Here is a 7,181-nt window from a genome sequence, read left to right on the forward strand (position 1 = left end):
GCCAGACCCCCGGCCGCACGACCTTCTCCGCCCCCTACGCCGACGTCCTCGACCTGCACGGCACCCCCGCCGCCGCCCTGCCCGGCGACGCCGACGGCAACAACCCCGTCAACGTCTTCGCCGACCGGGGCGCCTGGCACGCGTACGCCCTGCCCGAGCCCGGCGACCGCGACGCGTACGGCGGCTTCAGCGGCCCCCTCCACATCGCCCAGGAGTACCCGTGGTGGCTCAGCCGGTCCTTCACCCGGATCCGGCTCACCGAGCACGGCCGCCCCCTCGACCTCGCCGCGGGCGGCACGCCCCGCACGGCCTCCCTGCCCGGCCGGCTCGTCCAGTCCTACGACCTCGGACGCGGCCTGCGCGTCACGCTGACGCTGCGGTTCGCCACCGACCGCAGCGCCCTCGTCCGCGCCGAGGTCCGCAACACCGGCGCAAGGACGCGCACCCTCGGCGCCGACTGGACGGGCAGCCTGCTGCGGCCCGAGAAGGAGCCGATGCGGAGCGCACCCTCGCTCGCCGCGACCGCCACCGGCGTCGGCGTCGACTTCGCGAAGGTCCGCGAGACCTGGGACTACCTCACCGACGGCACCGAGCGCTTCGAGGTCACCCACGCCGACCCCGTCCGCACCACGCTCGACGGCGACTCCTACCGCACCGAGACCACCGCGCCCGTCGCCCTCGCGCCGGGCGCCGCGCACCGCTTCGACTGGACGGAGTCGTACACGTTCACCGGGGCCGAGCGCGCCCGCGAGGCCAGGCGGGTCCGTGACGTCCTGGCCCGCCCGCACACGTACGCCACGAAGACCGACGAGCGCTGGCACGGGTACGTCGCCGGCGTGACGCGCGGCGTGCCCGCCGACCGCCGCCGCACCGCCGTCAAATCCCTGGAGACCCTGGTCACCAACTGGCGTTCGGCTGCAGGGCAGTTGAAGCACGACGGCATCACACCGTCCCTCTCGTACAAGTGGTTCGCCGGCGGACTGTGGTCCTGGGACACCTGGAAGCAGGCCGTGGGCACCGCGCGCTTCGACCCGGAGCTCGCGCAGACGCAGATCCGCGCCATGTTCGACTGGCAGATCACCCCGGACTCCAGGACGCGCCCGCAGGACGCGGGCATGATCCCCGATGCCGTCTTCTACAACGACCCCGCGCGCGACGGCGGCAACTGGAACGAACGCAACTCCAAGCCCCCGCTCGCCGGTTGGTCCGTGTGGGAGGTGTACCGAAAGAGCGGTGACCGGTCCTTCCTGCGCGAGATGTACCCGAAGCTCGCCGCCTACCAGGCCTGGTGGTACCGCAACCGCGACCACGACCACGACGGCCTCGCGGAGTACGGCGCCACCGTCGACCCCGCCAACGACTCCGCCGAGGAGCGCCGGCTGGCCGCCGCCTGGGAGAGCGGCATGGACAACGCGCCCCGCTTCGACGCGGACCTCGGCACCTCCGTCGTGGCCAACCGCGCCTCCGACGGCACCCTGCTCGGCTACTCCCTCACCCAGGAGTCCGTCGACCTGAACGCCTATCTCGCCCAGGACCAGGGCTACTTGGCGCGTATCGCGAAGGCCCTGGGCAAGCACGCCGACGCCGCGCGCTGGCAGCGCAGGGCGGACGCCACGCACGCCGCCGTGCGCGCGACGATGTACGACCGCGGTGACGGCTGGTTCCACGACACGGACCTCACCACCGGCGCTCGGCTCACCGCCCGGGGCCGGGGGATCGAGGGCGCGGTGCCGCTGTGGACGGGCACCGCGTCCCGGGAGCAGGCGCGCGCGGTACGGGCGAAGCTCGTCGACCCGGGCGAGTTCGCGACGACGGTGCCGTTCCCGACCGTCGCCGCGTCCTCCCCGTACTTCGCCGCGACGCGGTACTGGCGCGGCCCGGTCTGGCTCGACCAGGCCCACTTCGCCCTCGGCGGCCTGCGCCGCTACGGCTACGGCCGCGACGCGGACGCCCTCACCGACCGCCTGCTCGCCCACGCGTCGGGCCTCAAGGGAAGGGCCCCGGTCATGGAGAACTACAACCCCCTGACCGGAGCCCCTCTCAACTCACCCAACTTCAGCTGGTCGGCGGCGCTCCTGCTGCCGCTGCTCAGCCGGCCGTGAGGCGGCCGCCGCCCGGCCTACGCGTCGCAGTTCCCGGCGGCGCACCTGTCGAGCCACGCGTCGAAGTCGGCGTCGTAGCGGTTGCCGATGGTGCTGGTCAGGAAGGTGCGGGCGGCGTCCCACTCACCGACGCGGTAGTGGCCGAGCAGCGTGGCCACGTCCTGCGGGTGGGACTGGAGGAGGTAGCGCACCGCCAGGTAGCCCCACGGATAGGTGCGGGTGGTGTTGGTGTTCTCGTAGGTGGTGTCGAAGAGCGTGCTGAGCCGGTACGTCTTCTTGCCCGCCTCGGAGATCGCGTTGTCGTACGTGACGCCCCGGTACGAGTAGGAGATGTACTCGGCGAAGCCCTCCACCCACATCACGGTCGGCGTCTTCATGTTCTCCGCGAAGTCGCCGTACATGTTGAAGCGGCCGTCGAGGTAGTGGGTGTACTCGTGGTTCAGGTTCCAGATCTGGAAGGAACCGTCCTGCTTGGGCTGCTCGTAGGCGATGAAGCGCGGCAGGTTGCCCTCCTGGGCGGGGTTGCCCTCCAGGTACATGCCGCCGTTGTTGGTGTCGATCCCGAAGATCACGCCGGCGTAGGTCTGGTAGTCGTCGCTGGAGTTGAACGCGACCACTTCGAGCTGGGTGTTCTTGTCGTCCTTGACCGGGCCGTTGTCCTTGGCCACGCCGTGGAAGAAGGCGTCCTGCTTGGCGAGGCTGTCGCAGGAGGACGCCAGTTCCTCGGCGGTCATCTGCTGCGCGGCGATCTTCAGGCTGTCGCTGCAGGTGTGCTTGACGGTGAGCACCGCGTCACGCACGCGGTTCGCCAGGTCGCAGGTGCCGTACTCGGCACAGTTCGCCTTGTCGTAGGCGTCCGTCATCTCGGCCACGCCGACCCAGAGGCGGGCGGTGCGGCCGGTCATCTTGCTGCGGCCGAGGAGCTCCTTGGCCAGCGGGCCGACCGCCGGCTTGAAGTCCGCGTGCTGGAGGAAGCGGCCGAGCTCGCGCCCGGCGTTGTAGACGAGGTAGGACCGGTCGGTGCCGAGCAGGTCGTCGTGCTTGACGGCGAAGTCGCGCAGGATCGTCAGGTTGCTCTGGTCCGCCTTGACCGCGGTCAGGAACGCCGGGACCTGGTGGCCGCGGAAGTAGACCGTGAAGGTGCTGTTGACGGCCGCGACCATGCCCCAGAACTCGTCGTACGAGGCGTCGTAGTCGGTCAGCAGGCGCTTGGTGACGTTCAGGTAGCGGTCGTTCTCCTGGGCGCTGTCGATCAGGATGACGGCCTCGTTGAGGATGTTGCCGTTGGCGTCGGTGACGTCGAAGGCGTGGGACGAGGCGTAGAAGGCGTCGAGGCCGCCCTGGATGGCACTCTTCAGCGCGGGGCCGTACTCGCCGACCTGGTCCTCGTTGCCCCACTGCACGTAGTACCCGGCGCGCAGGTAGAGGACGACCTGACCGGCCGACGTGCTGTTGTCACCGGGGTAGTTGGCGGCGGTGTCGCGCAGCGCGTTCGCCACGGTGACCATCTGCTCCTCGCGGAACAGGTCCCTGGCGTCCGTACCGGTCACGGTGAACAGCGTGTTGATGCAGGTGGTCTCCGACTTCTTGATCTGCTCGACCAGGGCGGCCCCGGTCTTGGAGGTGAAGTCGGAGACCCGGCACTCCGCGGCGCCGCCCTTGGCCGAGCGCTTCTTCTCGGGCGCGATCCGCAGCGGCGGCCGGTCCGACACGTCCTTGTCGGGCCGGGCCTGCCGGTCGGCCTCGGCGTTGGCCGGAGTGGGGGTGGCCGGCTGCGGCGCGGGCCGCGAACTCGGCTTGCGCGGCGCGGAGTCGGTGCCGGAATCGGCCGCGGCGGCCGGTCCGCCGAGCGGCGTCAGCAGGGCGAGCCCCAGACAGACGACCAGGGCCGTTATCAGCGCACGGGCGCGCGCGGTCAGTGTGGGGGGTCTGGAATTCAAGGTGGCCTCCTGGCCGGGTAGCGGCCATGCATGACATGAGCACGGCCGGTATGTGACATGTACCATTGCACATGGTTCAGAGTTTGAGAAGGTGCTGTGCCGTTTGAAAAGGGGCTGTGGGGACGGAAGTTGTTGACCCGTCAGAAAGCTTGCAGCTAAAGGTAGTTGACCTGGACTCCGATCGCTTCGCCCCTCACTCGACGACGGCTGGAGGGTCGGTCGGCGAGGAGTCCTTGGCGCGGAACCGCACCAGAGGGGCCGCCGGATCCAGGGCGTCGTTCGGCCGGCCGGGCGGGAGCAGGGCGAAGGCCAGGGAGACGTGGGACGGGCTGACGGGCATGCCGGGCGGCATGTCGGTGTAGTCGTCGGCGTTCTCGGGGTCGAGGACCGGATAGAGCAGGGCGATGCCCCTGCGGTCGGCGAGCTCCGCGTGGTCGGCGATGCCGGCGCCGAGTGAGCGGGCCGCGTCGCGGTGGCGCGGATCGCTGATCCGCCCGAAGTGCGGCGCCCGGCGCCGACTGCGTACGAACAAGGACAGCTCCCCGGATTCGAGCACCGTCCCGGCCCGGCGCCGGGGCGAGGCGAGCTGCGGGGCGAGCAGCAGCCACTCCTCGACCGGCGCACCCGCCGTGGCGGAGCGCAGGCGGTCGAGGTGCGGGGTGAAGGTGCCCGGGTGCAGCCACTCCAGCTCGCCGAGTACCTGGAGCAGCAGCGGGTGCGGGACGACCGTGCGGTACGCGGGGAAGGACACCCCCCGCCGGTGTCCCTCGGCCGGCACGGAGACGGTGGTCACCGGACCCTTCAGCCTCTTGAGGACAGGGCGCCAGCGTTCCGTGTTCCGGCGCTTGGCCGCACCCTCCACCGGGTACCCCGAGGGTTCGATCCACGTCGCCGGCGACGTGGACTCCACGCGTTCCGCGTTGTGCATCTTGCTGCGGCTGGTCGGCCGGAGCCAGGGCAGGAACTGGGCCACCAGGGGCGGCAGTTGGGCGGGCGTGACCATCGGGCGGCCGTCCACCAGATGGGCGTAGTCGGAGAGCTGGGCGCGGAACGCCTCCTCGTCGCGGCACATCGCCTCGAACGCCTCGTAGAGATCGGGCTCCTTGCCCGTGGCGCCGCCGCCCCGGCTGATGTAGAGGCGCACCAGATCGGCGTAGCCCGGACGGAAGCCGAACCAACGGCCCATCTGCATCAGGGTGTCCGCCTGCGAGGCGGCCCTGCGGTAGTAGCTGACGGTGAGGCCCTCGACGGTGAAGCCGCGGGCGAGCTTGGCGCCTCCGACGAGGATCTTCCACACCGGGCGTCGTTCGAAGTCCACGCCGACCGTCTCGATGTCCCGGTCGCCGTTCACGACGATCACCGGCTCCCCGTCGCCCGCGATGCGGGCGCGCGCGGCATCCACGTACGGAATCAGCGCGTCGAACGAGGAGGGGACTGCGAGCCCCGCGGCGTGGTGGGCGGACACCGGCGCGAAGTCCTGGTCGTGGAGAGCGCGCAGCCCGTCGAGGTAGGCGGCTTCGGGCGTCCCACCCTCGGACCAGAGCCCGAGCAGCCGCTCCCTGAGGTCCCGGTGGTCGGCGACGCGCACGGACTCGTGGACCAGCATGGTGTGGTGGCGGTAGACGGGTCGGGTCGGGTCGACGGCCGCGCGGTAGAGCTTGAGCGCCCCGGTCAGGACGAACGCGTCCAGCGCCTGGCGCAGGGAGGAGTCGTCGTCGGCGTCGTCGAGGACGGGACGGACGTGGGCCATCTCCCGGGAGTTGGCGACCGTCCGCTCCCCGGGCGGCACATCGGAGTCGATGTCGTGGAAGTCACGCACCCCCATGTACCCCGCCGGGCGCGGCAGAGAGAGCACGAAGTCCCTCGGGAAGACGTCCTCGGAGTCGTGCGGATCGATGAGGACGTTCGCGAACGGCGTCGCCGTGTAGGCGACGTACTGCGCGCGCGGCAGCATGCGGAGGAGCCGTGAGATGAGCCCGTTGATGGCGCTGCGCTCGCGCCCCTCGCGCTGCGTCCAGGCGTGCAGCGTGTTGACCGAACCGTGGTCGGACTCGTCGTCCACGATCAGTACGGGGATCTCCGTCAACTGCGGACCGAGCCTGCGCAGGTCGCGGACCAGCGAGTCGAGCACCGCCTTGTTCTTCTTGACCACCATCAGCCGGGCCGCCGTGCGGTGCAGATTGGCCGGGTGGTGCAGCGGCAGCGTGACGTCCCGCTTCTCGAACTCCAGCGCTGTGATCCCCTGGCGCAGCGACTGGTAGTCGCTGTTCAGAGTCGTGAGCCGCAGGACGTCGAAGGAGCCGAGGCGGGACGGAAGGCCGCCGTGCGTCAGGAACTCCCCGGCGCGCCACTCCGGGTCATCGGCGTACTCGCAGTCCTCCTCGGGGGCGTCGCGCAGGATGTTCTCGCGCCCCACCAGCTCCATGTCGATGCGCCGCTGCGTCTGGGCGCGGAGGATGTTGAGGCTGCCGCTGAGGACGATGACCAGCCGGTAGCCCGCGTCGACGGCCTTGGCGATCACCCCGATGATGTTGGCGGTCTTGCCGGACTGCACGTACCCGACGACCAGGCCCCTGGACTGGTACGCGGCCGCGGCGGTCGGGTCCGCGAGCCGCGCGACCACCTGGGCGGCGCTCTCGCCGACACCGGCCACGGCCGAGGTGCTCCACCCTCTGACCCGTGTCAGGTAGCTCTCGTAGGCGGACCAGTACCAGGGGTGCCCGGGCGTGTGCGCGGGGGTGTACCAGGGGGAGTGCTCGTGGCCGATGACGATCGGTCCCTCGGGGAAGGACATCGGGATCAGCTCCGTGAGCAGCCTGCGTGTCCCTGGCTCCAGGCCGAGGCGGTCGTACACCGCGATGCGGCGCTCGAAGGTACGGGCCGGGGTGTCCGTCCAGCGGGGCCGCTCGGCGTGGTCCCACCAGGTCAGCGCCTGCCGCCAGGAGGCGAGCAGCGGCGCCGCGCACCCGCCCGCCCCGAGGTGGCCGCGGAAGGCCGACTCGCTCGTGTCCGGGGCGGTGGCGGCCCGCGCGTCCGTTCGGGACGGGTGTTCCTCGGACCAGTAGTCGAGGGCCCGGACCAGGGGGCGGGGGCCGGGAGCGCGCATCGCGTCCAGGGCCAGGGCGTGCATCGCGAAGAC

3 protein-coding genes are annotated in these 7,181 nt (G+C 71.1%); 1 reads left to right on the top strand and 2 read right to left on the bottom strand.

Annotation, left to right across the window (positions count from 1 at the left end):
- Positions 1 to 2,102, top strand: a 2,102-nt coding sequence (locus AOK22_RS16800; protein ID WP_055699474.1) for an MGH1-like glycoside hydrolase domain-containing protein, incomplete at its 5' end; no start/stop codon positions are given.
- Between the two features lie 17 nt (positions 2,103 to 2,119).
- On the opposite strand, the gene AOK22_RS16805 is transcribed toward AOK22_RS16800, so the two are convergent.
- Both AOK22_RS16805 and AOK22_RS16810 read right to left on the bottom strand, forming a co-directional pair.
- The gene (locus AOK22_RS16805) at positions 2,120 to 4,042 is read right to left on the bottom strand and encodes a collagenase (RefSeq protein ID WP_425264036.1); all 1,923 of its coding nucleotides are present in this window, start codon (positions 4,040 to 4,042) and stop codon (positions 2,120 to 2,122) included.
- 193 nt (positions 4,043 to 4,235) lie between these two features.
- The coding region (locus AOK22_RS16810) for a Z1 domain-containing protein (protein WP_341845579.1) at positions 4,236 to 7,181 on the bottom strand (2,946 nt) is incomplete at its 5' end.

The sequence above is a fragment of the Streptomyces silaceus genome, assembly GCF_001419745.1.
GTDB lineage: Bacteria > Actinomycetota > Actinomycetes > Streptomycetales > Streptomycetaceae > Streptomyces > Streptomyces silaceus.